Source organism: Vibrio sp. D401a, assembly GCF_030248515.1.
Classification (GTDB): Bacteria; Pseudomonadota; Gammaproteobacteria; order Enterobacterales; family Vibrionaceae; genus Vibrio; species Vibrio rotiferianus.
Window position 1 is genome coordinate 80,709 of record NZ_JAHGAI010000006.1, and the last position, 24,600, is coordinate 105,308.

26 protein-coding genes are annotated in these 24,600 nt (G+C 45.4%); 12 read left to right on the forward strand and 14 right to left on the reverse strand.

What is annotated here, in order from left to right; translation table 11 throughout:
• Window positions 1–171 precede the first annotated feature (171 nt).
• The 4 genes from KIV41_RS03460 to KIV41_RS03475 all read left to right on the forward strand — a co-directional run bounded on the left by KIV41_RS03460 (window position 172) and on the right by KIV41_RS03475 (window position 4,134).
• A complete protein-coding gene (locus KIV41_RS03460; protein ID WP_285335679.1) occupies window positions 172–1,347 on the forward strand; it encodes a MalY/PatB family protein in 1,176 nt (391 codons plus the stop codon).
• A 24-nt stretch (window positions 1,348–1,371) separates the two neighbouring features.
• A complete protein-coding gene (locus KIV41_RS03465; RefSeq protein WP_285335680.1) occupies window positions 1,372–1,770 on the forward strand; it encodes a rhodanese-like domain-containing protein in 399 nt (132 codons plus the stop codon).
• Between the two features lie 76 nt (window positions 1,771–1,846).
• Complete coding sequence (gene sigZ, locus KIV41_RS03470; protein ID WP_122069030.1) at window positions 1,847–2,407, forward strand: RNA polymerase sigma factor SigZ; 561 nt, start codon at window positions 1,847–1,849, stop codon at window positions 2,405–2,407.
• A gap of 488 nt (window positions 2,408–2,895) precedes the next feature.
• Window positions 2,896–4,134, forward strand: coding sequence for a DEAD/DEAH box helicase (locus KIV41_RS03475; protein ID WP_285335681.1), 1,239 nt, complete (start codon window positions 2,896–2,898; stop codon window positions 4,132–4,134).
• 78 nt (window positions 4,135–4,212) lie between these two features.
• Here the strand turns inward: KIV41_RS03475 and ompV are convergent, their stop codons facing one another.
• From ompV to KIV41_RS03500, 5 genes are all read right to left on the reverse strand, one after another.
• On the reverse strand, window positions 4,213–4,989 hold the full coding sequence (gene ompV, locus KIV41_RS03480; protein WP_009695852.1) for an outer membrane protein OmpV: 777 nt from the start codon (window positions 4,987–4,989) through the stop codon (window positions 4,213–4,215).
• 200 nt (window positions 4,990–5,189) lie between these two features.
• Window positions 5,190–5,399 carry a hypothetical protein gene (locus KIV41_RS03485; RefSeq protein ID WP_050904149.1) on the reverse strand — a complete coding sequence of 70 codons (210 nt, stop codon included), beginning with the start codon at window positions 5,397–5,399 and terminating at the stop codon, window positions 5,190–5,192.
• Between the two features lie 119 nt (window positions 5,400–5,518).
• Complete coding sequence (locus KIV41_RS03490) at window positions 5,519–6,025, reverse strand: GNAT family N-acetyltransferase (RefSeq protein ID WP_285335732.1); 507 nt, start codon at window positions 6,023–6,025, stop codon at window positions 5,519–5,521.
• Between the two features lie 200 nt (window positions 6,026–6,225).
• Complete coding sequence (locus tag KIV41_RS03495) at window positions 6,226–6,918, reverse strand: MOSC domain-containing protein (RefSeq protein ID WP_285335683.1); 693 nt, start codon at window positions 6,916–6,918, stop codon at window positions 6,226–6,228.
• 54 nt (window positions 6,919–6,972) lie between these two features.
• The gene (locus KIV41_RS03500; protein ID WP_005429049.1) at window positions 6,973–7,215 is read right to left on the reverse strand and encodes a hypothetical protein; all 243 of its coding nucleotides are present in this window, start codon (window positions 7,213–7,215) and stop codon (window positions 6,973–6,975) included.
• Between the two features lie 84 nt (window positions 7,216–7,299).
• On the opposite strand from KIV41_RS03500, the gene KIV41_RS03505 reads away from it, so the two are divergent.
• Entirely contained in the window at window positions 7,300–8,115 is an 816-nt protein-coding gene (locus KIV41_RS03505) for a helix-turn-helix transcriptional regulator (protein ID WP_269984954.1), read from the forward strand.
• Between the two features lie 44 nt (window positions 8,116–8,159).
• Here KIV41_RS03505 and KIV41_RS03510 read toward each other — a convergent pair whose 3' ends face one another.
• Window positions 8,160–8,639 carry an Lrp/AsnC family transcriptional regulator gene (locus KIV41_RS03510; protein ID WP_069687944.1) on the reverse strand — a complete coding sequence of 160 codons (480 nt, stop codon included), beginning with the start codon at window positions 8,637–8,639 and terminating at the stop codon, window positions 8,160–8,162.
• A 121-nt stretch (window positions 8,640–8,760) separates the two neighbouring features.
• Here KIV41_RS03510 and KIV41_RS03515 point away from each other — a divergent pair, with 121 nt between their 5' ends.
• Together KIV41_RS03515 and KIV41_RS03520 are read left to right on the forward strand one after the other, a co-directional pair.
• Window positions 8,761–9,360 (forward strand): LysE family translocator, encoded by a 600-nt coding sequence (locus KIV41_RS03515; protein ID WP_285335684.1) that lies wholly within the window; start codon window positions 8,761–8,763, stop codon window positions 9,358–9,360.
• Window positions 9,361–9,455: 95 nt separating this feature from the next.
• Window positions 9,456–10,466, forward strand: a complete 1,011-nt coding sequence (locus KIV41_RS03520) for a zinc-dependent alcohol dehydrogenase family protein (RefSeq protein WP_285335685.1) — start codon at window positions 9,456–9,458, stop codon at window positions 10,464–10,466.
• Window positions 10,467–10,571: 105 nt separating this feature from the next.
• Here the strand turns inward: KIV41_RS03520 and KIV41_RS03525 are convergent, their stop codons facing one another.
• Window positions 10,572–11,657, reverse strand: a complete 1,086-nt coding sequence (locus tag KIV41_RS03525; protein ID WP_285335686.1) for a methyl-accepting chemotaxis protein — start codon at window positions 11,655–11,657, stop codon at window positions 10,572–10,574.
• A gap of 439 nt (window positions 11,658–12,096) precedes the next feature.
• On the opposite strand from KIV41_RS03525, the gene KIV41_RS03530 reads away from it, so the two are divergent.
• Window positions 12,097–14,130 carry a TonB-dependent siderophore receptor gene (locus KIV41_RS03530; protein ID WP_285335687.1) on the forward strand — a complete coding sequence of 678 codons (2,034 nt, stop codon included), beginning with the start codon at window positions 12,097–12,099 and terminating at the stop codon, window positions 14,128–14,130.
• Window positions 14,131–14,227: 97 nt separating this feature from the next.
• On the opposite strand, the gene KIV41_RS03535 is transcribed toward KIV41_RS03530, so the two are convergent.
• Window positions 14,228–14,923 carry a VC0807 family protein gene (locus KIV41_RS03535; RefSeq protein WP_010453787.1) on the reverse strand — a complete coding sequence of 232 codons (696 nt, stop codon included), beginning with the start codon at window positions 14,921–14,923 and terminating at the stop codon, window positions 14,228–14,230.
• 476 nt (window positions 14,924–15,399) lie between these two features.
• On the opposite strand from KIV41_RS03535, the gene KIV41_RS03540 reads away from it, so the two are divergent.
• Window positions 15,400–15,939: a CAP domain-containing protein gene (locus KIV41_RS03540; protein WP_285335688.1), complete on the forward strand. Its 540-nt coding sequence runs from the start codon at window positions 15,400–15,402 to the stop codon at window positions 15,937–15,939.
• 928 nt (window positions 15,940–16,867) lie between these two features.
• On the opposite strand, the gene ahpF is transcribed toward KIV41_RS03540, so the two are convergent.
• From ahpF to KIV41_RS03555, 3 genes are all read right to left on the reverse strand, one after another.
• Window positions 16,868–18,436 carry an alkyl hydroperoxide reductase subunit F gene (ahpF, locus tag KIV41_RS03545; RefSeq protein ID WP_252043245.1) on the reverse strand — a complete coding sequence of 523 codons (1,569 nt, stop codon included), beginning with the start codon at window positions 18,434–18,436 and terminating at the stop codon, window positions 16,868–16,870.
• Window positions 18,437–18,771: 335 nt separating this feature from the next.
• Entirely contained in the window at window positions 18,772–19,329 is a 558-nt protein-coding gene (gene ahpC / locus KIV41_RS03550) for an alkyl hydroperoxide reductase subunit C (RefSeq protein ID WP_005374632.1), read from the reverse strand.
• A 305-nt stretch (window positions 19,330–19,634) separates the two neighbouring features.
• Window positions 19,635–20,093 carry a MarR family winged helix-turn-helix transcriptional regulator gene (locus KIV41_RS03555; RefSeq protein WP_252043244.1) on the reverse strand — a complete coding sequence of 153 codons (459 nt, stop codon included), beginning with the start codon at window positions 20,091–20,093 and terminating at the stop codon, window positions 19,635–19,637.
• A gap of 137 nt (window positions 20,094–20,230) precedes the next feature.
• Between KIV41_RS03555 and KIV41_RS03560 the strand changes: the two genes are divergently transcribed.
• Entirely contained in the window at window positions 20,231–20,653 is a 423-nt protein-coding gene (locus KIV41_RS03560; RefSeq protein WP_005374640.1) for an organic hydroperoxide resistance protein, read from the forward strand.
• A 56-nt stretch (window positions 20,654–20,709) separates the two neighbouring features.
• Here the strand turns inward: KIV41_RS03560 and KIV41_RS03565 are convergent, their stop codons facing one another.
• Window positions 20,710–21,609 (reverse strand): GyrI-like domain-containing protein, encoded by a 900-nt coding sequence (locus tag KIV41_RS03565; RefSeq protein WP_010453802.1) that lies wholly within the window; start codon window positions 21,607–21,609, stop codon window positions 20,710–20,712.
• Between the two features lie 184 nt (window positions 21,610–21,793).
• Between KIV41_RS03565 and KIV41_RS03570 the strand changes: the two genes are divergently transcribed.
• Window positions 21,794–22,663: an AraC family transcriptional regulator gene (locus KIV41_RS03570; protein ID WP_285335689.1), complete on the forward strand. Its 870-nt coding sequence runs from the start codon at window positions 21,794–21,796 to the stop codon at window positions 22,661–22,663.
• A gap of 91 nt (window positions 22,664–22,754) precedes the next feature.
• Window positions 22,755–23,342 carry a GNAT family N-acetyltransferase gene (locus KIV41_RS03575; RefSeq protein ID WP_285335690.1) on the forward strand — a complete coding sequence of 196 codons (588 nt, stop codon included), beginning with the start codon at window positions 22,755–22,757 and terminating at the stop codon, window positions 23,340–23,342.
• Window positions 23,343–23,436: 94 nt separating this feature from the next.
• Here KIV41_RS03575 and KIV41_RS03580 read toward each other — a convergent pair whose 3' ends face one another.
• Window positions 23,437–23,703, reverse strand: a complete 267-nt coding sequence (locus tag KIV41_RS03580) for a DUF2999 family protein (RefSeq protein ID WP_010453805.1) — start codon at window positions 23,701–23,703, stop codon at window positions 23,437–23,439.
• A 74-nt stretch (window positions 23,704–23,777) separates the two neighbouring features.
• Window positions 23,778–24,593 carry a DUF4037 domain-containing protein gene (locus KIV41_RS03585; RefSeq protein ID WP_285335692.1) on the reverse strand — a complete coding sequence of 272 codons (816 nt, stop codon included), beginning with the start codon at window positions 24,591–24,593 and terminating at the stop codon, window positions 23,778–23,780.
• Between the last annotated feature and the right edge of the window lie 7 nt (window positions 24,594–24,600).

Sequence of the window (24,600 nt, forward strand, 5' to 3'; positions counted from 1 at the left end):
TCTAACAAAACGCAGAGTCTAGGTTCTGCGTTTTTCGTTCTTAATTTCTTGAATATTATCCATAAAAAGTATCTGCAATGCTCTGTCAGATGAATACCTGAAAAAATTTTGCGTCTTTTTCTAACCACAGTCGTCTTATCTGTGTAAAAACGATTTCGACCGGAGAATGCCATGTTCAAGTCACAGCCAACGCGCTCAGATATTAAAGACAAATTCATAAAGCATGATAGCCAAATGCTCAACCAAGTGTACGGAACAGACCAAGTTGTACCGTATTGGATTGCTGATATGGACTTTCCTATTGCATCGCCAATTTCGCAAGCGATGCAGCAACTTGTCAGCCGCGAAACCTTCTCATACGAGTTTGATAGCAAGACGGTTTTTCAGTCCATTGCTGATTGGAATAAGGATTTGCATGGTCTTGAACTTAGCACTGATAACTTTGTTCAAGTGCCGGGCGTACTGAGTGCGATTGCGTTGCTTATCCGCGAGTTCACCAAAGAAGGTGAGGGCGTTCTGATCCAGACACCGGTTTATCATCAGTTCCGACGTTTGATTGAGTCAGCTGGCCGAACCGTTGTGGGCAGCACAATGAAAATTGAAAATGACCACTACGTGATGGACTTTGAGTTGCTTGAAAATCAGTTGAAAAGTGGTGAAGTGCAAATGATTTTGCTGTGCAACCCTCATAACCCAGTGGGACGAGTTTGGACCAAAGCTGAACTAGAGCGCATGGTGGCATTAGCTGAGAAATACAAGGTGATGATCATCAGCGATGAAGTGCATGCCGACATCGTATTTGAAGGTTCAACCTTTACCAGTATGACTTCATTAGGTTATGAAAACAGCCTGACGATCATTGGTTCTCCGGCGAAAAATTTTGGTTTGAACAGCATCTCTAACGGCTACATTTATAGCGATAACCAAGCTCTTTTCGAGAAGATCAAAGCGACATCCGCTTCACTTTCTATCGATCATGGCAATGCGTTTACTACCTACGCGACGATTGCGGCTTACCAACAGGGCAAAGAGTGGTTTGAAGGTTTTCATGCTTACACGCAAAACAATCGTAACTGGATTATTGAGTTTATTGAGCACAACTTGCCACAGGTGAAAGCATTCCTGCCACAAGGAACCAATCAAATTTGGTTGGATTTTTCTGGTTTAGAATTGGAATCTTCTCAGCTAAAAACCTTGCTGACAGAAGAAGCCAAAATGGCGCTGACGCCAGGTACTTGGTTTGGTGAACCCAATGAAAACTACTACCGCATGAACTTCGCTTGTTCTTTAGCGCAAATTCAAACCTCGTTTGAGTTGCTTAAAGCCGCTGTCGATAAACGCAAATAAGTGAAGTGGTAGGAGAATAAAACGATGACACAAACTATCACTAAAGGCATCAAAGCCCTAGCAGAAGAAGCGCGCTTGAGTGTCGCAGATCTCTCTATTGAGGATGCCAAAGCGCTGTTTGCAGAGGAAGGTTACGTATTCGTGGATGTACGAGAAGCCGATGAAAGGCGCAAACTTGGTGTGATCCCGGGGGCATTTACCTGTCCAAGAGGCATGTTGGAGTTTTTGATTGATCCACAATGCCCAGTGCATAACCCAGTCTTTGCTCAAGATAAAACGTACGTCTTTTACTGCGCGCATGGACTTCGTTCCCTCTATGCGGCAAAACAAGCTGCTGACATGGGGCTTGGGCCTGTGCTCAACCTTGCTGGTGGTTTTGCTGAATGGGTGAAAGCAGATGGCGCGGTTGAGTCTGAGTCATAATGTATAGGTCATACTTGCCATACGGTTTATATTTCGATTAATATCGAATTATTGTTTTATGTATAGAGACCGTCACATGTTAGCAGAGTGGTTGGCACACAAAGAGCAGCTCAAAAACTACATTGTCAAACAGACCAGTGATCCAGATTTAGCCGATGACATTTTGCAAGAGGTGTACATCAAGGCGAGTCAAAAGATCGACCAGTTAGAAGCGCGAAGCAAAATCAAAAGTTGGTTATATCGCATCACGCACAACGCGATCATGGATCACTATCGTACGCACCAAAGTTATGAAGAGCTGATAGACAATCAGGTTGAAGAGGAAATGCCGATTGAGCTGGAGAATCTCCAAACCATGGGGCATTGTTTGCGCCCAATGTTTGAGTGCCTGCCAGAGAAATATCGCCAAGCCATGATTCTGTCTGAACTCGACGGTTTGCCTCAACAAACAGTCGCGGATCAGTTGGGGCTTTCGCTTTCTGCGACGAAAAGCCGAATTCAGCGCGGTCGAGTTAAGCTCAAAGCCTTGTTAGTTGAGTACTGCAATGTTGAAGCAGGTCGAGGAGGTATCGTTGATTTCTCGCCAGAACCGCAGTGTCTTCACATGGCTCAAATGCACAGTGCTGAAGTGGCATAAAGCCAAGATATCCGTTCGATTTACAATGTAAAAGCGCAGAGTTTTGGCTCTGCGTTCACATTTTTAAAAGTTACGGTTATTGAACGTATTAATTCGAACGAGGTAACGAATACATTCGATGATAAGTCCGGTCTCTTGATTAGGGCGCGGCATGTGAGGGCAGCAATGCTCTCCACTCCAACCTGTGTCGCGCCCGTTTTATCTCAAGCGACGTGAAGTGGCGATACTATCGAACTGGGTACGCCTTGAGAGAATGTCGCTTGACGTTTATCCGCAACCCAGAAAATGATTACTCTATTCGTGGTACCTACCAAGCGGTAATCTAATCGCTGTTTTTGTTTGAGGCATTAAAAACCAACGACGTTTGGAGACTTCCTCTTCTAAAATGGGATTGTTCGTCTAATGGATTGTGGTAAAGTCCGCGCCTGCGATTTACTGCATCTATATTGTTTTACTGCCTCTTCAACCAAAAGCACAAGGTTAAGCTAATGCCATTTTCTACTCTCTCTTTGAGTTCTGAGCTGATTCACGCACTGCCAAAAGACTTCAAGAAGCCAACCGATATTCAGGCTTTGGCAATTCCCGAATTACTCAGTGGTAAAGACGTATTGGCATTAGCAAATACAGGCAGTGGCAAAACCCTTGCTTATGGTTTGCCTTTGTTGGAAAAGCTAAGTGTAAATCCAGAGCAAAAAGCACTGATTCTAGTACCTACACGCGAACTAGCGACACAAGTGAGCGAGGCGATTAACCAAGTTGGTCAATCTATTGGTCTCAACGCAGTGTGTTTGTGTGGTGGCGTTGATAAAGAGGCACAACTACAAGCACTTGCATCAAATCCCCACGTTCTTGTGGCGACAACAGGTCGTTTAGTTGATCTGGCGAACAACGGTTTGGACCTGAGTAATATCCATTACCTAGTGTTGGATGAAGCGGATCGCTTATTGGATATGGGCTTTTGGCCTGACGTGCAAAATATTGCGGGGCAGGTTTCAAACCAGCGCCAAACCGCGATGTTCTCAGCAACGTTTTCTGATGAGTTGAAGGGCAAAGCCAAGCAGCTGATGCACGCACCAAAACAGGTAGCCGCGCATCAAGAAAACAGCACCAATCAAGATATTTCTGAGACGCTATATCTCGTCAACAAAGGCAGCAAAACCAAAGCGTTGATTGAACTGATCAAGCAAAGTACGTGGACACAGGTACTGGTATTTATTGGCGCGAAAGAGAACGCTGATGGTTTGGCGAAGAAGTTGAACAAAGCTGGTATCACAACCAATGCGCTGCACGGTAATAAGAGCCAAGCAGAGCGAGAAGACGCGCTGGCGCAGTTTAAATCTGGGCAAACACAGGTGTTGATCGCTACTGATCTATTGGCGCGCGGTATTCACATCGAGCAACTACCAGTAGTGATTAACTTTGAGTTGCCAATGCACGCAGAGACTTACGTTCACCGAGTTGGGCGTACAGCCCGTGCAGGCGAGCAAGGTGTTGCAATGTCACTGGTCTGCCATGGCGAAGCCGAAGCGCTTACCGCGATTCGTAACTTGACGCAACGTGAATTGCCAACGCAAGACCTTGAAGGTTTCCCTGTAACGGATAAGCCATCAACAGGCGAAAGCAAGCGCGCCCCACGTGATAAAAAAGCCAATCGCCGAACCAATGCCAAAAAGAGCATTAAGCAGTTTCAAGGTAAGCCGAAACGTCAAGCGCCTAAAGCTAAATGAGCAAAACCAAATAAAAAAAAGCCATCGTAATGGTGGCTTTTTAATTAAATGGAGTGTGTGTCTAAATAGGGGTAGTGCTTAGAAGTTGTAAGAAACTGTCGCGCCTACTGCCCATTGGTTTGCACTGTCTACGATAGAAGAATCGCTGATGCCACTACCTAGACGAGTGTATTGTGATACTTGGCTGATTTGCCAGTGCTCAGTGATTGGCACTACCAGTTTGTAACCTAAACCGTAGTTTACGGTTGCATCGCCTTTGTATGCTTTGCGGTTTGCACGTGCTTCTTTGTCTGTTACACCGAAGTAGTAATCAACGTAATCTTTGCTTTGGTAAGACACGCTCGCAAATGGTACGAAATCAACATTACCGATATTCATGATATGGAAGTAAGTAGCACCACCTTGGAAGCCTTTGTAAGCGCCTGATACATCATGTTGTAGGTAAGTTGAGATCACGTTGTTTGGATCAAGTCTGAAATCTGCGTTCAAACCTAGATCGATCGCAATATCACGTCGTTTCGTACCTTTTAGGCTTTTCGCTACATCGCTATCACGAGGTACACCGCTACCTACCACGTAAGCACTCATGTTAAGTAGTTCATCGTTGTCACCTAGGAAACGGTAGTTAATACCGCCTAAATCAGCGTTGAAGTCTTCACCATGGTAGCCACCGTTTAGAACTGGCGCAGTGTTGTGTTTTTGGTCTTTGAAAAGATCGCTCGCTTGTACTACACCAGCTTCGACCATCCAGCCACCTTCGTTGTTGTAGATGTTACCGTTACGAATGTAAGTATCACCCGCTGTTGCCGTGCCTGCAGCCGTCAACGTTAATAATGCAATAATTGTTTTGTTCATTGTTCTGTCCCAGTTGTTTGGTTTTGAACACTGTACAAAATAAAATTGTAACCCTCTATCAGCAGAGCGTATGGAAGTGTAATGATGACTTTCAGAAATGTATGGTTTCGCCTAAAAAACGCTAGGAAGTAGAACCATGCCTGCTGTGAAGGCATGGTTGAGACATTGGTATAGATCATCTCTATCGCCGCTGAGATGGTTTAACTGGGTTTGCGGTGAAGGTACTTCATGACTTTCCCTTGCTTCCACATCATAACGCCTGTGATAGCAACAATGGGAACAAGTACGAATAACGTTAACGTCATGAACATTTCATTTGCCTTCAGCGGTGAATAAAGCGCTGCACCCACCAACAGCGCACACAATATATGCATCCATCTTAAAACCAATCTTACTAACTGTCCGCTCATTGCCTTTCTCCTTTGCTTTGTTTCAATATACGATACAGAGCAAAGTGATGACGGTTTTGGCTTTGAGATAAAACGCCTAATAGCGTTCTAAGTGAACGTATAGGATGATGAATGGTTTTTTAGGCTGAGCAGATAACTTTCGGAATGTGCCTAAGACCCAACATAGTGCATCCGTCTTCCAAGTAGCTATCGGTGACAACATCGAAGCCGAACTTGCCGTAGTAGTCTTTCAAGTGCGCTTGTGCGGATATAAAAATGCTGTCGTTCGGGTAGATCTTCCTTGTGGCATCGAAGCTCACTTGCATCAATTGGTTGCCGATGTTTTTCCCTCTGTAATCTTCTGCGACGATAACGCGACCGATACACACGTCATTGGCATCAGAGTTCAGCAAGGGTAAAACGTCAACGGGGTATCCGAGTTTCGGAGGCATAATACGACTATAAGCCACCAGACGTTCGTTATCATATCCCATCACGTGGTAGGTGTCGGGATGGTTATCTTTACCATCCAAATCGCTGTATGGCGTGTTCATGTCTACGATGAAAATATTGACTCTTTGCTGCAAAAAATCGTAAAGCTCTTGAACAGACAGAGCTGCGAATTTCTTAATTCTCCATTCGAGCATCATGCTTCCCCTTGTATTATTTTGGGTACAACATAAAGAGTATTTGTACGGGATTCATTAACCTTTGTTAATTGCTAAGTTCCAGCTTAAATACAGATTTGCTGTTTTGAACGGCTAAAAAGCAAAAGCCCCACTGAATTGGTTGTGGGGCGGATATCGGAAGGGATACGCTTTGTTCTCTCGGGGAGTCAAAACGGGAATTAACCCGCAGTCGGACCAACCAAACGCATTTCCCAATCTTCGACTTCACCAGTTTCTAAGCGGCGTTCAACAAGCTTGCTCCAAGATTCAACCAATGGAAGTTCCGCTAGCTGGCTTAGCTCTGTTTTATCTAGGCAACCAGTAAACACAGCGCCCATGATGCGAGCCAATGACCAGTCTGGGTAAGGTCTTTCGCACAGAATAATCTCGTCACCTGCACCGATATCGCCTTCTTGCAACACTCTGAAGTACCAGCCTGTTCGAAGCGTATCTTGCAGTCTTCTCGCCATGTCGTTTTGCTCGAAGCGGACGTTGAGTTTCCAACAAGGCATACGCCCTTGTGACACTTCCAATAAGGTTGTGCCGATTCGGATTTTATCTTTCAGGCAAATGGACGCTTCTGTTACGCCGCTTGAGCTTAAGTTCTCGCCGAATGCCCCAGCTGATTGGAAAATCGCTTTGTCGCCTAACTCTTGTTGCCAAACGGAATAGTGCTCACTTGGGTAAATATGAAGGGCTTTTTGAATCCCACCATGAAAGCGCGGATCGCCTTGTTCGTCGTTGGGAAAACCCAGTTCTGTTGCGTGCTGACGCTGAGGTAGAACCTGTTTGTTAATCGCACTTTTCGCACCATGTGCAAAGGCAACGGTTTTACCTGCTAATACGCTGTTAACTACGCCTAACTTCTTCATATTCTTTCCTTATCGCTAAAACTGATTTGCCAAACGGCGTGAGACAAAATCACGTTATCGCTCACCCAATGATTTGAATACCGGAATCGCTGCCAGTACTTCAATGCGCTTTTCTGTGCTTTTTAAGTAACGCGTTTCGCTATCTGAAACCAACACATGACGTTGATAACCTTCCGCTTTAGGAAACTTGGTTAACACGGTTTCAAGCGATGCTTCGCACTTGTCTTGGTTGATGTTATCAATATCGACTTTGAATAAGAGTTGGTTTTCTTTGGATATTTCAACTTGATATCGCATACGTCGCACCTCACGGCTTCATTCACTTTGCCGAGCATGATAGCCTAGTGAACTTGTGTCAGAGTAGGGATGTAAGGACAGTTAATAATGCCAACCCGCCAAATCGATTCTCACTCCGGTGTCATGACCTCCAATGAGATGATGGCTGCCAATCCTCATTCACCAGCTTTGGTTAAGACCATCGACATGCCCAAAGGTTACATTGATGCGATGCACCAACACACATGGCATCAAGTCATCTTCCCGATCAAAGGGTTATTACAAACCAAAACCGATCACTACCAACACCTTGTGCCTCATACCTCTGCGCTGTTTGTGCCTGCGGGTATTCAACATGAATCCATCGCGCTAAGCCATACGACATTTGTCGGTATCTACCTGAACCCTGAGTTTGGCATTGAATACGAGCATCAAGTTCGAACCATCACACTTACTCCGTTTCTGAATGAGTTGTTACAGGAAATACGCCGCCAATGCGAAGGGTTCGTTAGTGATGAGGAAGTCTCACGATTGCTAGGCGTGCTGCACGATCAAATCATGAAAGATAACGTGCAGACCTTTCAGTTACTGCTGCCAGAAGACAGGCGCTTAAAGCTGATATTCGAAGCGCTGACCGACACGCCAGCATTGGATTGGTCACTCAAACAGTGGGGAGAGACAGTAGGCGCATCCGAGCGAACGTTGTCGCGCTTGTTCTCCAAAGAATTCAACACCTCGTTTCAACTTTGGCGGCAACAAATTCGGCTGATTTATTCGCTCTCTTTGCTGGACGAAGAGCTCTCGATCCAAAGCATTGCCGATCAAGTGGGGTATCAAAATGACTCTTCTTACATCAAAGCGTTTAAAGCCTATTTTGATGTCACCCCACAACAGTTCCGTGTGAATGGTCGACGGGGATAGCGAGTGTAATCTCGTCCACAATATCAACCTCCACCATCACACTACTATAGTGGCAACTGGAAAGTACTCTTAATTTCCTTAACGGAGACGTTGGATTGAATGGCGCTGATGCCTTTCACGCGGCGAATAGCACTGATGCGGTCAAAGTATTCGTCTAAGTCTCGAGCCACCACTTGCACCATATAATCCGCGCTGCCTGCAATGCAGTGACACATTAAGATCCAATCGGTTTCTGCGACAAAGTCTTCAAAAGGCGTGGTGTTTTCTACCTCATGACTGCCGAGGGTAACCAGAGTAAAACCAGAAACTTGGAAACCGAGTTTTTTACGGTTCAGCTTTGCAGCGTAACCCTCAATGTAACCTTCCTCTTCCATTTTCTTCCAGCGTCGCCAGCAGGGTGTTTCACTCAGGTTGACGGTCTCGGCAAGCTTAGAATTGCTCATGCGACCATCTTTCTGAATATGGTCAAGGATGGCGAAATCAGTACTATCTAATTCAAAGTTGGTGGATTCTTTCTTTTTCATGGTCACTCTGGAAATAGTCTGCTCAAATTGGCTTTTATCGTAGCGCAGATAGCAATTTTCTTTCTACCCAAATCGTTAAACTGTTTCCCATATTCGTTGATTACTTTTTGGGAGAGAGTGCATGAGTGCTCAATTGCTAGCGGCATTTTTGTTGTTTGCCGTTTCTATTTCTTTAACGCCGGGAGCAGGTAACGTCGCGCTGTTAGGTATTTCAAGCCGATATGGGTTTTCTGCGACCGTGCCGTTTGTATTGGGCAATGCAGTCGGGGTGATCATCATGTTGGTTGGTGCAAGTGTGGGGCTTGTCAGTTTGTTTACCCTTTACCCTAATTTGTACACGGCATTAAAGTGGATTGGTGCGGCGTACCTGCTGTATCTCGCATGGTCGATTGCTACGATGGAACTCGACAATGATTCGAATACGAAAAAGTCCGGCTTTTTATCTGGCGTTTGGGTGCAAATTCTTAATCCGAAAAGTTGGGTTGCGTCGCTGACGGTGTTCTCACAATTTATCTCGCCAAACAATGATTACCTGACTCAAGTGGTGATCATCATAAGTGTGATGGTGGGAACTGGTGTGTTGGGGATGTTTGCGTGGGCGTACTTTGGCACAGTATTGAATCGCTTTATTCAGTCACCACAAAAGGTGGTATGGGTGAACCGATGCATGGGCAGCAGTCTCGCTTTAGTGGTAGTGTTTATGCTGAGTCAGCCCGTTTAAGCTCTTATCCAATTTGACGCGCGCGCCGAGAAAACGTTATATACCCGTTTCGCTATGGCGCGTCATACTTCCTCTAGCAGTCCCGTGGTATCCAAATGAGCTTAACCAAGACCAACTCGCATAAGACAAACACTCGCGTTAATCAACTGAGCTTTGGCTCGCCAAGTGTGTCATTGGTGTTGGAGCATGTTGAGCTAGAGCCACTCGCTTTGGGCAAAGTGCGGGTGCAAATCGAAGCCACAAACATTAACCCAAGTGACCGATTGTCGATTCAGGGAGTAGGGCAGTATCGTCGCACCCATGTACCGCCGCGAGTGCCTGGGTTTGAAGCGGTTGGGCGAGTGGTTGAGATAAACGATCCGCATCAAACCGAATTTCACATTGGGCAAAAGGTGCTGGTGGCACAGAGTGGGGCTTGGCAAAGCTATGCCGATGCGCTTGCGGAGAATGTCTTTGCAGTGCCGGAAGAGCTTGAGAATGGCTACGCTTGCCAGTTGTATATCAATGCCCTGACGGCTTGGGTGATCACCACTCACGTTGCCAAGCTGAGCAAAGAGGATGTGGTGATCATCAACGCGGGCAATTCTGCGATTGGTAAGATCTTCGCTCAGTTGTCGCACTCACTTGGATTTACTTTGATTGCGATAAGCTCCGCTCCAGAGCGTTATCCATACGACTCCATTGCAGTGCTAAATAGCAAGCAAGATCTGCAATCTCAAATTGATGCCCGAGAGTTACCTCAACCGAATGTCGCGTTCGATGCTATTGGCGGCAAAGTGGGAACAGAACTCATCCAAGTTTTGCGTAATTCGGGAACATACATCAATTACGGAACGCTTTCACTCACCCCTTATAAGCCAGCTTTCTTCGCTTGTATGAAGCAAAACAATATCGACTTCAGTACGTTCTTTTTGCGCTATTGGGAAGAGTCAGTTGGTAAGACCGTTCGCAAACAAGTCTTTGCCGAGATGCTAGAACACTTTATGGAGGACCAGATACAACTCGATGTAGATCGCTGCCTTCCGTTGGAACAGTTCCAGCATGCTTTTGAGCTGATAGAAGATGAGGCAGTCACGCTGCAAGGCAAAATCATTCTGACCATGTAGTAACAGTATTCAAGCTCCTTGAGGTTGTTGGGTAAATTGAAGAATAAAAAAGGGATGGCATTCACCATCCCTTTTGTGTTCTAGCCAAGAGCAATTGAGGTGCCTTTAACTCGTGATGATTTCATCCATTAGGCGATCGATTTGTACTACGACTTGTTCGCTCGCGTCTTCCATGGCGTTAATTGCAGTCACCATGCCTGCCATGTTGCCAGATTTGGCTTGGCTCATTGCTTCACGTCCACCGTCATGCACGCCTTTGTGTGGTTCTTCAAGCAATGCATAGCTTCTTAAGTGGCTGTAAGCCTTGCCATCGCCACGGTAGTACCACTGACCCAAGCGACACTCAGAGTGGCTATTAACGGTTTCACCAAACGCGCCTTTTTGTAGGAGACGATAGATATTGTTCTTCCAAATGGCGTGGTCGAGTTTGACCGTATCCAAGAAAGCGCGTGTGGAAGCAATATGGATCACCTGTTGCATGTGTTCCGATTTCACGACCACTTCGTTGACAATAGAACCAATCTGCGCAGAAGAGGCAGACACTTCCTCTGCACAAGTTTGGTTTTCATCAATCGAGGTTTTAATCGCGTTCACTTGCGTTAGTACTTGGTTCACCAAAGAATCAATCTGCTCACTAGCTTCGCTGGCTTTACCGGCAAGGCCTCTGACCTCGTCGGCGACCACAGCAAATCCACGTCCAGCTTCACCAGCTCGTGCGGCTTCAATAGCGGCATTTAGAGCAAGCAAGTTGGTTTGGTCAGAAATCTCTTGAATAGTAGATACAAGGTGGGAAATAGAAGTGGCGGTGTTATCTAATATTTGTACAGATTCAATACTTTGAGACGCTTGCGTGCTGATCTTCACTGCTCGGTTATCAAGGCGAGCAAGTGCTTGATGGGTTTGCTTAAACATCTCATCCAGTTGTTGCAGCTCTTGGTTTTCATGCGCCATAGATTGCGCACTCTCCACCATCTCTGTTCGAATGGTTTGGAGCATATCTCCACCTTTCAAACTGCTCGACATCAACTCATCACTATTGCGGTGTTCCTGTTGAGCGGAGCGAACAAGCTGTTGAGCCTCTTGGAGCTGATTTTCCAGAGCGGCAACGTCAGTTTGGTACTTCTGTTTGAGATCTGCTAACTCTTGCTTTAGCGCCTCATTTTCTGATTTGATTCGTTTTAATCCAAACATAGCTTTTATAAATGTGACAGGATGTTAAAAAATCCATGCTAATCGAGTTGGATATCGAATACACGATCACTTTCATATCTTTGCTTGGTGTAATCACACTTTTTCGGTAGGGCTTTATACAAACAAGAGGTCTCAGATTTTGATGCTTACCTGATAACCTCTGCTCTTTCTATCCGCTCATGAGCTGTTTTTAAAGCTCTTGCATCAGTTGGATGTAGTTACCACAGGTATCGTCAAGCACCGCAATCATGACCGCACAATGCTCTTTCCTCGTGCTTTCTTGCTCTTTTCTGTTGCACCATTTTATGGCGATACATTGCTCATCCTGAATAAAAATAAATCACTCATTAACGTAAAGAATGTAAATGAGATTAATTATCATTAATGTTGTGTATTATGCTTCGCACCACGTTGTTGTTTATAAAATATAAGTAGTATTATGAAACTGAAGTCACTACCAGCAGCTATCACCGTTGCCATTGCCTCTTTTGCTGCTCACGCTTCCGATGAAAATATCGTTGTTGTCGGTTCTGCCCTTGATCAACTTGTTCAAACTGAGATTAACGCTGAAACGTTAGAGCTCAAACAAGCGTCGGATATTAAAGACGTATTGAATACCATGCCGAGTGTTACGGTTGACGGTAACGCACGTTACTCTCGTAAAGTTTACATTCGTGGTATGGAAGATAAATACTCTGTCGTGACCATTGATGGTGCGCGCCAAGAAGGCCAGTTATTCCACCACTCGGGTGACCAAACGTTCGATCCAGCGATGCTTAAGTCAGCTGAAATCACGCTAGGCGGTAACTCTGTATTGTCTGGTGCTGGTGCAATTAACGGCTCATTCAGCTACGAAACAAAAGATCCCAGCGACCTTCTCGCGGAAGACGAAAGCATCGGTGCTCGTGTTAAAGCGGGGTATCAAACGGCTTATGAACGCTTCACGACGAACGTTGCGGTTTACGCGAAGCTGAATGATGAACTTCAGTTGATGGGTATTCTTAACTACTCAGAAGACGGCGACCTTTACGTTCCTGGTAAAGATGACGTGACTTCAAAGCAGGGTGAACTGAAATCTGGTTTAGTGAAGCTCGTCTTCGTTCCAAACGATGCTAACGAGTTCAAACTGACTTTCGACACTTACCAAGATGGCGGAAAACGTCAGCTATCGGGTGAAAAAGCAGGTGCGCTTTACGCTGATGATGAACACAACTATAACTCACTTAACCGTGATACCGTGACGTTTGTACACCGTTTCGATAACGGTAGCGACTTAGTGAACCTAAAAACCAACCTGTACTACAACCGTCAATACATGGAGCGTGACGCATTAACTGAAGAGTACGGTGAATGGAATAAAGTGAACGGCGCTTGGGAATTCACCAAAGATGGTGACCTATCTATTCCTGATCGCGAGTACAATGTGACGACCATCGGTGGTGACATCCGCAACATCTCTTGGGTTGGTGATCACGAGCTGACTTACGGTTTCGAGGGCTACAAAGCAGAGCAGTGGATTGATTCTGGCCTCGGTCATTACACGTCTGGTTCGAAACTAGGTGAGACGAAGAACTACGATATGGATGGCGGCACTGTAACGGCTTACGGTGTTTACGCTCAAGACGCATTCGAGATTAATGACTTCCGTTTTGTCACTGGTCTTCGCTACGATGTGCATAAGCTAGGTGGTGTGTTTACGGGTAAATACGATCAACTATCGCCTAAATTCCAAGGTGAATACCAAACGACTGAGAATCTAAGACTGCGTATTGGTTACGGTCGTCTATTCAAAGGCGCTTCACTGCCAGAAACGCTAACCATGAAAGCGGCGAGCGATGTTAAACAGTCTGATACCAAAGCGATGACGGGTAACAACTACGAAGCAGGCTTTGACTACGATATGTCTGGTTTGCTGATGGCGGATGATGCGATTCTTGGCTTCACTGCTTACCAGTATGACCTAGACAACCAAATGCACCCAACCAAGAACAACACAACCTTGGCAAACCAATACGATGTTGAAGTTTGGGGTGTAGAGACCGTGTTTACTTACAGCATTGAAGATTTCGCGCTTTACGCAAACCACTCATACTCTGATGGTGACCAAACAAACCTGAAGAATGGCAAGAAGAGCCAAATGAACAAAACGCGTATCCATAACATCAAGGCTGGCTTCAAGTACGATCTAACCAATGAATTTGTGTTTGGTTGGGATTCACGTTTCGTTCCGGGTAACGACTATAAAGACGAAGATGGCGACAAGATTGAACGTGCAGGTTTCGCAACGCACAACTTGTGGGCCGCTTACGTACCAGATTTTGCAAAAGACTTGTCGCTTAACCTAGCGGTAGACAACCTATTCAACAAGCAATACGCAGAGCACACAGGCTTTGGTATTTCTTGGGGTTCAGATAAGTACACCAGCTACGAAGCAGGTCGTAACTTCAAAGCATCAGTGGCTTACAGCTTCTAATCAATAACCTTCCACAAAACAAAACCCCGATAATTGGCTCTCAATTATCGGGGTTCTTTTTATCTGACTTTTGCTGATGAAGGCTGCTGAGCAAGGATTACTTTGTATGAAAAATCTGCTCGGTCTCTAGCGACGTCATTGCGCGAACTTGGCGCCAGATGTAGTAGAAAATACCAAACATCATCAACATACTTGGGATAGCGATCATCGGGTAGCTATAAAGGGTTAGCTTGCCCAACTCTTCATTGAATGCCGCTGTGCCCGCTGGGCTAGTCACAATCCAAGTTGCTAGGAAGTAGTTCATCGCTGATGAGAACGCGAATGTGCTAGCGAACAGGTAGTTAGAAGACATTAAGCAGCGCTCAAATGCTTGAGTTTTACCATTTTGCTCCAAGCGCTCGTTAATCAGCGGTAGGTTTAAAACCGTGTCGTTCAATAGCATCTTCTGCATTAACGGGTAGCGCGTAAAGGTGGACCCCAATACTGCAATACCAATTAAGCCCGGGATCAAGGCCTCTTTCAACGCCAACCAACGAGTGTCTAGTTCTAATAGACCAATACCGCCAGTCAAAAGCACGCTGATAAAACCAAGCGCAGAAATGAAGTTGAATTTTTTATTACGGATTAGATCCATACCGCCGTAAACCACCGGGAATAGCAAGGCGACAACTAATGCCATGGCTGTTCCTAGGTGCTCTTCACCACTGAACTTCATCAAAATGAATGAAGGGATGATGACGTTAAACAGGATCTCGACTAATGGATTCGACTTTTTCGCCGTGGTGTTACTCATAATTTTACTGACTCTACTATGTCGGCTTCGATTTTACTTTGGGGGAAGTGTTCTACTCCTAGCGCCAGATGTAAAGCCCTAAAGCCCCGAGTTGTGTAACGACTTATGAAATGAACGTAAATCTAATTCATTTAAGTGTATCGTGTTAAAGGATTGATAGGGAACATACACAATTATAAATGTGATGATTAAATAATATAAATAATTGAAAAATATAAATATTCAAAGTTTAGGTAAACAAGGTTGCAATTAACTATTGGTAGGAAAGAAGTACCTCTTTGAGCAGGTAAGTTTTTCCTTTTCAGTGCAAGTGAAATAGGTTTGAGCTGTGCGCAAATTCGGCTATTGAAAACGCCACGTGAGTATTTGGTCAAAACACTCTGCACCATATGGCGCTCAAATGAATTTTTGTTAGGTTATCGCTCTTGGTTATCGAAAGCGTATTTTGCCTTTCGTTATGAATATAAGGACAGACAATGCCAACAAAGTTCTTAGTGCCAGCATTGGCGCTACTTCTCAGCGCATGTGGCGGCGATGGAGACTCGTCATCACCTGCAGACAGCGGCTCACAATCCCCAGATACACCACCGACAGAAACCACTTTTTCCGAGCAGATGCTGGCCGCCGTAAACGATGCTCGTTCTAAAACTCAGCAATGTGGCTCTAAAACAATGCCACCGGTTGGCGCACTGACTTGGAGTTACGATCTAGAAAGCGCCGCTTATGGGCACTCCAGTGATATGGCAAACAGTGATTTTATGAGCCACACAGGGTCGGATGGCAGCACGCTTTCAAGCCGAGTCAACGCGACGGGTTACGCTTGGAGTCGACTTGGTGAGAACGTGGCTGCTGGGCAAAGCTCAATTAATGCCGTGATGAACTCTTGGCTATCAAGTGAAGGCCACTGTCTCAATATCATGAATGCCAACTTCGACAAAATGGGTGCATCCATGGTTGAAAACCAGTCAGCAAGCTATCGCTACTATTGGACTCAAGTGTTTGCTAAGCAGCGTTGAGGCTTAACGCTAGGTTAGGTGCTTGCAACCTTCTTCCACCTTTTGTTTGTTCGTGTTCTTGCGAATCATTTTCGATCGAATTTATTGTGAGTAGATTCCCTGTCTCACCTAGGTTCGCGGGAATGACGGAGAGAGAGCGTGAAACGAACAGAGTCATTCTGAAAGAACCTAATTGAGTATTCAGAATCTACTTCCAGCGCGTTGCTATGCTTACCGTGTGAATTGAATAATCCGCGAATACAGGACCCGTTCCTCCCTATTGAGCTCGATGTGTTGAGAGCTTCGGAGTTTGATACAAGAGGAGGTTAGGTGGGGTTGCTGGTTTGATGCTGAATGCTAGGTAAGGTGCTTGCAACCCCTCCAACTCCCCCTTTTCTCGACATGGTTTGCCAAGCATTTGGATGTGGTTATCAAGGGGGAGGGTTATTCTTTGCTGCTGTGGGCTCAGTGCTTTCCCATCGTCATTCTGAAGGAGCCTAAGCGAGTATTCAGAATCTATTTTCAGCGCGTTGTGATGCTGGCATTGTGAATTGAATTATCCATGAATGCAGAACCAGTCCCTCCCCTTTGAGGTCGGAGTATTGAGAGCTTCGGAGTTTGATACAAGGGGAGGTTAGGTGGGGTTGGTGGTTTGAGGTTGAATGCTGGGTTATGTGCTTGCAACCCCCTCCAACTCCCCCTTTTCTCGACATGGTCTGCCAAGCATTTGGATGTGGTTATCAAGGGGGAGGGAATTCTTTTCTGCTGTGAGCTCAGTGTTTTCCCCCAAAAACCAAAAAAGCCAGCAGTTAATACCTGCTGGCAAAGTCTTTGGGCTTCTAGGTTTTTTGATTTTATTTCTTGTTACTCATCGCTGTCACGGTGCCCTGATTGGTTTTCCGGGGAAGAAAACACAGCACCGTGCGCTTTGTGTTCAAGAAATTGGAGATTAACCTTGCTTACGGATTAGGTAGTCAAATGCGCCTAAGCTTGCTTTTGCACCTTCACCCATCGCAATGATGATCTGTTTGTAAGGAACGGTTGTTGCGTCACCGGCTGCGAACACACCTTCTAGACTAGTATCGCCACGGCTGCCGACTTCAATTTCGCCGCGCTCAGATAGGGCTACTTCTGAATCTTTTAGCCATTCTGTGTTTGGTACCAGACCGATTTGAACAAAGATACCTGACAGTTCAATCTCTTTGATTTCATCTGTGTTGCGGTCTTTGTACTTCAAGCTTGTTACGCGAGTACCGTCGCCCACAACTTCAGTAGTTTGCGCCATCGTGATGATGTCTACGTTTGGTAGTGAGTTCGCTTTGTCGATAAGCACTTGGTCTGCGCGAAGTACGTCTGCAAATTCAAGAACCGTTACGTGTTCTACGATACCAGCAAGGTCGATAGCTGCTTCGATGCCTGAGTTACCACCACCGATAACCGCAGTTTTCTTGCCTTTGAACAGTGGACCGTCACAGTGTGGGCAGTACGCGACGCCTTTGTTGCGGTACTCTTGCTCACCCGGAACGTTCATTTCACGCCAGCGTGCACCAGGGCTTAGGATGACACTCTTACTCTTCAGCGTTGCGCCGCTTTCAAGTTGGATGTGAATCAAACCATCTTCTGTGTGTGCTGCGCCCATTAGCTTCTCAGCTTGTTGCTCAGTCACGACGTCTACGTCGTATTCTTTTAGGTGTTCTGCTAGGTCTGTTGCCAGTTTTGGACCTTCAGTGCGTTTTACCGAAATGAAGTTCTCGATTGCCATGGTGTCCATAACCTGACCACCAAAGCGTTTAGCAACCACACCAGTGCGAATACCTTTACGAGCAGCATAAAGAGCAGCTGCGCTACCACCAGGACCACCGCCGACAACAAGCACGTCGTATGGGTCTTTTTCGCTCAGTGCTTTCGCCGCTTTCTCGCTTGCGCCGTCATCCACTTTGTTTAGGATTTCAGTCAGAGACATACGACCTTGACCGAATAGCTCACCGTTCACAAATACGCTTGGTACAGCCATGATGTCGCGTTGTTTCACTTCATCTTGGAACAACCCACCGTCGATCATAGTTGCTTTTACTTTCGGGTTGATCGCCGCCATCATGTTGAACGCTTGAACTACGTCCGGACAGTTTTGACACGACAGTGAAATGAAGATTTCTACGTCTAGATCTTTGTCTAGTGCTGCGATTTGCTCAATCACTTCTGGTTCTAGTTTGATTGGGTGGCCGCCAGAGTGAAGCAGTGCCAATACTAGAGAGGTAAATTCGTGACCCATTGGCAAGCCTGCAAAGCGTAGTGCTGTGCCTTTTGCTGGGTTAGTTACCGCCATCACTGGTTTACGTGCGCTTGCGTTGTCGTCACGTTCAACGGTGATTAGGTCGCTCATCTCTGCGATTTGGTTCGCTAGAGAGAAAATGTCATTCGATGCTTTGCTTTCATCTAGACTAACCACTAAACGAACTTCTTCTTTTACATTAGCCAGATATTGTTTGAGTTGTTGTTGGATCGCTTGGTCTAACATAGTTGTTACTACCTTAATTAAATAGTTACCAATCAAAACAAGTATTTGTTCATTCTTGCTAGCTAAAATCGTTGATAACTGCGTTATAGATTTTGTAGTTAGGGGAACTAGCTATCGAAAATCTATGCCTGGTTCTAAACGATTTTTTCTACGCAATTACTGCACACCTACTTATTCAGATAGGTAATAAAAAGTGGTTACTGTAGATAAAACCTGAGGGGGAGAGAGCAAATCAGGCAGAAGGTCGTCAAGGTATCTAACCTGAAGTGCTCTCTAATTCAGTTCTAATCAGAAAAAGGAAATCGGGAACTGATTAGAACTTAAATTTCAGTGGTTTAGATTTTGCCAACTAGGTCTAGTGATGGAGCTAGTGTCTCTTCACCTTCTTTCCATTTAGCTGGGCAAACTTCGCCTGGGTGCGCTGCTACGTATTGAGCTGCTTTCACTTTGCGTAGTAGGTCTTCTGCGTCACGACCGATACCTTCAGCAGTGATTTCCATTGCTTGGATAGTACCTTCTGGGTCGATTAGGAACGTTGCACGGTCTGCAAGACCTTGACCTTCACGCATCACACCGAAGTTGTTTGTGATGTTGCCTGTTTGGTCGCCAAGCATGTAGTACTGAATCTTACCGATTGTGTCTGAGCTGTCGTGCCATGCTTTGTGAGTGAAGTGTGTGTCAGTTGATACTGAGTAAACTTCTACGCCACGTTTTTGTAGCTCTTCGTAGTGGTCTGCTAGGTCGCCCAGTTCTGTTGGACATACAAACGTAAAGTCTGCTGGGTAGAAGAAGAATACTGCCCATTTACCTAGAACGTCTTGCTCTGTAACTTCTACGAATTCGCCGTTTTTGTACGCTGTAGCTGCAAATGGTTTGATTTGAGTATTAATCATAATTTACTTTCCTTTGAATGTTTTAAGCTGAGCTGTTGTTGCTTTCGGAAAGTATATTCTCATCGGAGTGTGTTTAAGGAAAATCGCTTGTAACTATCCTATTGATAGCCATTTCCTATTTCACTTGATAGGGAAATCCGATGTAAGAGGGTTTGCTTTGATAGGTTTTATTGAAGATGAATGCAGAGTGGTAATAGAGAATACTGATGATGACCTTAAGTGGATCGTCTGAATAAGATCGAAAGAGCCTGCATCTCGGCAGGCTCTTTCTAATAGGAAGTGGGGAAGCTGATGCTTCTATTTGGTTAGCCCAGCTTGTCGAGTACTTTGCCGCACAACTTCTTCAGCATGATCATTTCATCCAGCTCTAATGTGATTTTACACATCATGGCGTTTGGCACCGACTTGGCTTGTTCTTTAAGGTCACGACCTTGCTCGGTTAGGTTGAGTACGCGAACGCGCTCATCGGTTTCACTACGACCACGCTCTACATAGCCTTTTGCTTCTAAACGTTTAAGCAGTGGTGTGAGTGTGCCTGAGTCCAAATGCAGTTGTGACCCCAATTCTTTTACGCTGGCACCGTCTTTCTCCCACAGCACCATCATCACTAAGTATTGTGAATAAGTCAGATCAAGCTTGTCCAGCAACGGGCGGTAAGCTCGGATCACTGCATTTGCTGCGCTGTAGAGCGGGAAGCAAACTTGGTTTTCGAGTAAGAGTTTATCGTCGTCGGTCATGGTGTTGTCGGTGTAACACTGGCTCATTGGCGTTGCCTACCTGCTCACAGAGAAAGAGAGTATTAAAATAAATTGTGCACAATATAGTTGCAAACGATCTTTACTTCGATATAAGATTGCGAGCAATTAAATTGTGCGCAACTTAAATTGAAAAGGAAACTCGCATGACTACTCTATACAAAACTCAAGCTACCGCTTTGGCTGGTCGTAATGGTCAAGTAAAAACAGATGATGGTCTTCTCGATCTAGAGCTGTCATACCCGAAGGAAATGGGCGGCACAGGCGCAGCAACTAACCCAGAACAGCTGTTCGCAGCGGGCTATTCAGCATGTTTTTCTAACGCGATTCTTCACGTAGCACGTGAAGGTAAAGTAAACCTGAAAAGTGCACCTGTAACGGCAGAAGTGGGCATTGGTCCGAACGATAACGGCGGCTTTGCATTAACAGTGAGCCTAGCGGTAGAGCTAGACATGCCACAAGAGCAAGCGCTAGAGCTAACGCGCATCGCACACCAAGTTTGCCCATACTCAAACGCGGTTCGTGGCAACATTGATGTGGCAGTAACGGTAAACGGCGAAGCAATTTAAGCGGTTATAACCACTGCACAAAGACAAGAAAGCCTGCATTGACGCAGGCTTTTGGTTTATTTGATGGCTGTACAGAAGCTGACGTCTGCATGATGCGTTTGTGGATCGTAGCTATGATAAAGTTCGAAGCAAGGTCGACAGTCGTTTTCAATACCAGATTCAACCACTTTGCTCATCAAATCATCCCATGCTTTAGGGTATTGGCTGAATTCGGTAATTTGCTGACGTATCACCGCGTATTGACCGCCAGGGAAGTCTTGTAGCTCAATGCCTTTTGGTACTTCGGTATCTTCTGGCACCATCAAGCAGATATCAGTACGACACTTCTCGTCTGGCGTGATTTCTGGGTTGTCGTGATAAATGAAGATACAGGTATTGCCCGCCAAACCTTTCATTCCAGCCCATTGATACAAACGACCTGATGGTTCTTCATAACCTTGGCCATAAGGGCCATTTACGCGAACGTAAGCCAATTTTGCTTTATCAAAGTTTTGCGTTTCCATATTGTTGCTCCATGTTGTGAGTTCAGAGCCAGTATATGAATCGCTTCGGGTTCGTTCGTTTCCATTCTTGCGCAGTGCGTGTCCAATCTTGCTGTTTCGCGCTAGCTCAGAAAATTGCTGGTAGTTTTCGCAGTCGCGAAAGGCCGTAGGTGTAACGCCATAATGTTGCTTGAAGGCTTTGGCTAAGCTCTGCGAGCTAGAAAATCCGTACTCTAGGGCAATGTTTAATACCGGTTGCTTGGATTTGAATAATTCGTCCGCAGCCGCTTCTAAGCGCAAGCGTCGAATGAAATCCGCTAGTGTCTCGCCTTGCACGGCTTTGAAGGTACGATGAAAGTGATAAGGGGAAAGGTTCGCCAGCGCGGCCACTTCTGGCAGGTTGAGCGGTTCATTAAAGTGTTGTTCTAAATAACGAATCACAGGAACCAGTCGTTGGTGGTAGTCGACGCGCATCGTGCTCTTTCCTTGTTCTGTTCAGCTTGTTTTCTCTGCTCAAAGCCTACCGCAATACAACAGGCTTGCAAGGGCGCGAGGTGAGAAATGCGTGGCGAGATGAGCGTCAATCAGTCACACTCAACGAGCAGATGTTTAAGTAAAAACGGTGCGCTCATTATCTTTACTAACCGCTAGGACAATCATGATTGCTTGGAAACAGTCTCTGCCAGAGTACGAATGGCTCATTCATCAAGTTTGGTATTTGGAAGTGCCAGAGGGTGAAGTCATTGATCCCAAGCCGCACCTTATTCCGAACCCGCGTGCTCATTTGCTCTTTACGCCACCAGAGCAAGGCTACAGCTATGACACGGGAGACACTAAGCTTGCTGGCAAAGGTTGTCACTTATTAACGGCTAACGAACATTTGCTGTTGTTGGAAGATGCGGCTCCCATCAAGCGTATTGGTATCACCTTTCGTCCTGAGGGTTTGTATGCCATTGAATCACGGTTTAGTGATGCATCCCACGTTGTAGCAATTAACCGCTGCGAATGGTTTGATTGGCTCAACGCAGCGTTCGATGAGCGCTTTCAACAAGGCTTATGGCAGTTAGAGTTAGGATTGCAAGATTCACCACAATGTTTGCTGGACTATATCAAGCAACATTTAGATGCATTAGATATTGAACCCTGTTGTACCAAACCGTTTTTGGCGTCGCAAAAAGCGGTGTCCGTGATGGACGTTCAAGCACTACGCTCACCTGAGTTGGCGATGGATATTGATGAGATAGCCAAGCAGTGCGCCTGTTCTCGCAGAACGCTTGAGCGCAGTTTCAAGCAAGTGGTGGGGTTGAGCGTTAAGCAGTATCAACAAATGGCACGTCTAGAGCAGATGATTTTGACCCTCTACAAGCAGCAAGAAGCGATTGATTGGGCGAGTTTCTCACAACAATTTGGTTTCAGTGACCAATCGCATTTGATTCGTACCCTCAAACAGCAGCTAAGAAAAACGCCGAGCAAGTACTTGAAAAAACGTGACTTAACCATCGATATCTACGGTGATTTTGAGTCGTAATATATTGCTAATCAGCCCGAAAGCTGTCGCAAAAATCCAATTTTTCTCTTATCCGCTGAGCTACTATTTTCAGCAGATAACGAGGTAACACATGTCATATCAAAAACTAAAACAAGGCGAAGCCATCCCATTTAACGAATCGTTGACTATCCAACTGATTCAAAGCTCTGATCTACAAGATATTATCGAGATGTTGAACGACGATAAGGTCAATCAGTATCTGTTCTTCGCACCTGCTGACAACAGCCTGTATGAGGGTTTCTTTGGCCCTATTATTGAAAATACGGCACAAGCGATCAAAGACGGTATTTGGCCAGGCAGCCCAACGTTCGTGATTCGCGACCAGCAAGGTCAGTACATGGGAATGTGTGCAGTGACCGCAGTGATGTTCTTAACTGGCAGCTACGAAGTGGGTTATCAGTTACCAACTTGTGCATGGGGCAAAGGCGTTGCGACTCGCGCTTGCCAAATGATGACCGAAATTGGCTTTATTGAGCTAAACGCCCATAAAGTCAGTGCGGATTGCTACGCTTCTAATGTTGGGTCTTACAAGACGTTAGAGAAAAATGGTTTTACTCAAGAAGGCCGTCAGAAAGACTACTACAAACTAGAGCAAGGCTTTGACGATAAGCTTTACTACGGCATGACCGCAGAACAGTTCACGTCTTTGAATCGCTAATAATTAGCCAACAATAAGTAGCCAACAAAAAGGCCGTTAACCCAAATCTTCGGGTTAACGGCCTTTTCTATATTCAGCACTAAATGGCTAAGACTTAGTTGCCTTGATTTTGGCTTTGAAGCTTCTCTTTTGCTTCTTCAACCTTTGAGAAATCCAATCCCAACTCGTTTACGGCTTCTTTGATTAGCGCAGGGTTTTGCATCACTTGCGCCATCAGCATTTGTAGCTTGTCTTGTGGCAAACCTAGTTGGCTGATTGTTGCCATTGCCGCTAGAGGGTTTTGCGTCAGAGTCTGAAAAATCTCATTGATTTGTTCGTCGCTGATATTGTTCTCTTTCAGCAGCGCAATAATCGGGTTCATCGCATTTCCTTTTAATCACAGAATGAAATAGAACCCGAGTTTATCATTTGGCTGAGCTTGGTTGAACTCTACTCTCAACCAATATTTTCCGTGAAACCCGATTCTTTAATCGCCGTGATTAAGTTTCGAGTCGCTAAATCGAGCTCAGATGAGAGCTGGTCATATTTCATCCCGTCTAAACAAGTTAAGTTTTTCATTGAGTCCTCAAAACCAATAGGTAGAACTTTGCACCATTTCTTAGCGAGCTGAACTAAACGCTTTTCGCCAGGGTGAGGAATAAAGTTGATAGCAAACAACACATCAAAGTAGCTGGCTAAATAGGCACTTAAGCGGTGTTGGACACTGATGTAATCATCCCGTTTAATGGCTTTGGCAATTTGTTTGGGATAGGCAGGTGCGGCGTGGTGAAGAAGCGGTAAGTTTTTGGTGATCACGGCTGCTGAAAGCGCTTTGCTGTAATCAATACGATATCTTTCTTGAAGAGACGAAAGCTTCTCATGTCGGTCAAATAGGATTTTTGAGTGGATTAAATTTGCCCAAAAGCAGGTGCTATAGCCAACATTCACTTGATGATCAATCACCACGCGCTGGAGTTCTTGTGCAAGCCAGTCAATATTTCGATATATCAGCTCTATTTCTGTTCCGTTGTTTAACTGTCCATTATCTTCCGTTTCCCAGAATTGGTTGTTTAACTCCATATGGCTGCAGTATTGGGATGTGATGGCCTTTCTGGTGGCAACCGAAATATCGCGTGTTGTGTAGATATAAACATCATAATCAGAGAGTGAGTCGTTGGTTTGAGTACTATTGGATCCGGCTAGGGCAATGGCTTCTACCTGTTCTAGCTTGGCAAACTCAGTAATTAAAGCGCTTAGCAGTGCATCTTTCATGTTTGGT

What these genes read in the sequence shown, in the direction of transcription:
- KIV41_RS03460 (WP_285335679.1), top strand. Translation starts at nt 172, where the DNA reads ATGTTCAAGTCACAGCCAACGCGCTCAGATATTAAAGACAAATTCATA.
- KIV41_RS03465 (WP_285335680.1), top strand. Translation starts at nt 1,372, where the DNA reads ATGACACAAACTATCACTAAAGGCATCAAAGCCCTAGCAGAAGAAGCG.
- sigZ (WP_122069030.1), top strand. Translation starts at nt 1,847, where the DNA reads ATGTTAGCAGAGTGGTTGGCACACAAAGAGCAGCTCAAAAACTACATT.
- KIV41_RS03475 (WP_285335681.1), top strand. Translation starts at nt 2,896, where the DNA reads ATGCCATTTTCTACTCTCTCTTTGAGTTCTGAGCTGATTCACGCACTG.
- ompV (WP_009695852.1), bottom strand. Translation starts at nt 4,989, where the DNA reads ATGAACAAAACAATTATTGCATTATTAACGTTGACGGCTGCAGGCACG.
- KIV41_RS03485 (WP_050904149.1), bottom strand. Translation starts at nt 5,399, where the DNA reads ATGAGCGGACAGTTAGTAAGATTGGTTTTAAGATGGATGCATATATTG.
- KIV41_RS03490 (WP_285335732.1), bottom strand. Translation starts at nt 6,025, where the DNA reads ATGCTCGAATGGAGAATTAAGAAATTCGCAGCTCTGTCTGTTCAAGAG.
- KIV41_RS03495 (WP_285335683.1), bottom strand. Translation starts at nt 6,918, where the DNA reads ATGAAGAAGTTAGGCGTAGTTAACAGCGTATTAGCAGGTAAAACCGTT.
- KIV41_RS03500 (WP_005429049.1), bottom strand. Translation starts at nt 7,215, where the DNA reads ATGCGATATCAAGTTGAAATATCCAAAGAAAACCAACTCTTATTCAAA.
- KIV41_RS03510 (WP_069687944.1), bottom strand. Translation starts at nt 8,639, where the DNA reads ATGAAAAAGAAAGAATCCACCAACTTTGAATTAGATAGTACTGATTTC.
- KIV41_RS03515 (WP_285335684.1), top strand. Translation starts at nt 8,761, where the DNA reads ATGAGTGCTCAATTGCTAGCGGCATTTTTGTTGTTTGCCGTTTCTATT.
- KIV41_RS03520 (WP_285335685.1), top strand. Translation starts at nt 9,456, where the DNA reads ATGAGCTTAACCAAGACCAACTCGCATAAGACAAACACTCGCGTTAAT.
- KIV41_RS03525 (WP_285335686.1), bottom strand. Translation starts at nt 11,657, where the DNA reads ATGTTTGGATTAAAACGAATCAAATCAGAAAATGAGGCGCTAAAGCAA.
- KIV41_RS03530 (WP_285335687.1), top strand. Translation starts at nt 12,097, where the DNA reads ATGAAACTGAAGTCACTACCAGCAGCTATCACCGTTGCCATTGCCTCT.
- KIV41_RS03535 (WP_010453787.1), bottom strand. Translation starts at nt 14,923, where the DNA reads ATGAGTAACACCACGGCGAAAAAGTCGAATCCATTAGTCGAGATCCTG.
- KIV41_RS03540 (WP_285335688.1), top strand. Translation starts at nt 15,400, where the DNA reads ATGCCAACAAAGTTCTTAGTGCCAGCATTGGCGCTACTTCTCAGCGCA.
- ahpF (WP_252043245.1), bottom strand. Translation starts at nt 18,436, where the DNA reads ATGTTAGACCAAGCGATCCAACAACAACTCAAACAATATCTGGCTAAT.
- ahpC (WP_005374632.1), bottom strand. Translation starts at nt 19,329, where the DNA reads ATGATTAATACTCAAATCAAACCATTTGCAGCTACAGCGTACAAAAAC.
- KIV41_RS03555 (WP_252043244.1), bottom strand. Translation starts at nt 20,093, where the DNA reads ATGAGCCAGTGTTACACCGACAACACCATGACCGACGACGATAAACTC.
- KIV41_RS03560 (WP_005374640.1), top strand. Translation starts at nt 20,231, where the DNA reads ATGACTACTCTATACAAAACTCAAGCTACCGCTTTGGCTGGTCGTAAT.
- KIV41_RS03565 (WP_010453802.1), bottom strand. Translation starts at nt 21,609, where the DNA reads ATGCGCGTCGACTACCACCAACGACTGGTTCCTGTGATTCGTTATTTA.
- KIV41_RS03570 (WP_285335689.1), top strand. Translation starts at nt 21,794, where the DNA reads ATGATTGCTTGGAAACAGTCTCTGCCAGAGTACGAATGGCTCATTCAT.
- KIV41_RS03575 (WP_285335690.1), top strand. Translation starts at nt 22,755, where the DNA reads ATGTCATATCAAAAACTAAAACAAGGCGAAGCCATCCCATTTAACGAA.
- KIV41_RS03580 (WP_010453805.1), bottom strand. Translation starts at nt 23,703, where the DNA reads ATGAACCCGATTATTGCGCTGCTGAAAGAGAACAATATCAGCGACGAA.
- KIV41_RS03585 (WP_285335692.1), bottom strand. Translation starts at nt 24,593, where the DNA reads ATGAAAGATGCACTGCTAAGCGCTTTAATTACTGAGTTTGCCAAGCTA.